The 621-nt window shown below is 67.0% G+C and carries 1 protein-coding gene; it reads left to right on the plus strand.

Annotated elements, in window-relative coordinates:
* On the plus strand, positions 1-544 hold a 544-nt coding region (locus AC1D15_RS36075), incomplete at its 5' end, for a carbohydrate ABC transporter permease (RefSeq protein ID WP_477829867.1).
* Positions 545-621: the final 77 nt, after the last annotated feature.

Below are 621 nucleotides of genomic sequence, written 5' to 3' on the forward strand. Positions count from 1 at the left end.
GTCGGCGATCGCGTTCTGGTGGATCTACGACGCGCAGTTCTCGGTGCTGAGCTGGGTGCTGATGAAGCTCGGCTGGATCGACCGGTATGTCGATTTCCTCGGCGACCCGTGGAACGCGCGCTTCTCGACGATCGTCGCCAACGTGTGGCGCGGGGTGCCCTTCGTCGCGATCTCGCTGCTGGCAGGGCTGCAGACGATCTCGCCGTCGTACTACGAGGCCTCGGCGATCGACGGCGCAACGCCGTGGCAGCAGTTCCGGCACGTCACGCTGCCGCTGCTGTCGCCGATCATCGCGGTGGTGATGACCTTCTCGGTGCTGTTCACCTTCACCGACTTCCAGCTGATCTACGTGCTGACGCGCGGCGGCCCGCTGAACGCGACGCACCTGATGGCGACCCTCGCGTTCCAGCGCGCGATTCCCGGCGGGGCGCTGGGCGAGGGCGCGGCGCTGGCGACGCTGATGGTGCCGTTCCTGCTGGCGGCCATCATGTTCAGCTACTTCGGGCTGCAGCGCCGGGCCTGGCAGCAGGGCGGTGACAAATGAAGACGCAGGACAAGCCCGATTCGCAGGGCATGGACTACCTGCAGACGCTGCCGCGGCGCTGGGTGACGGTCTACATC

The sequence above is a fragment of the Rhizobacter sp. P2_H2 genome (assembly GCF_056403375.1).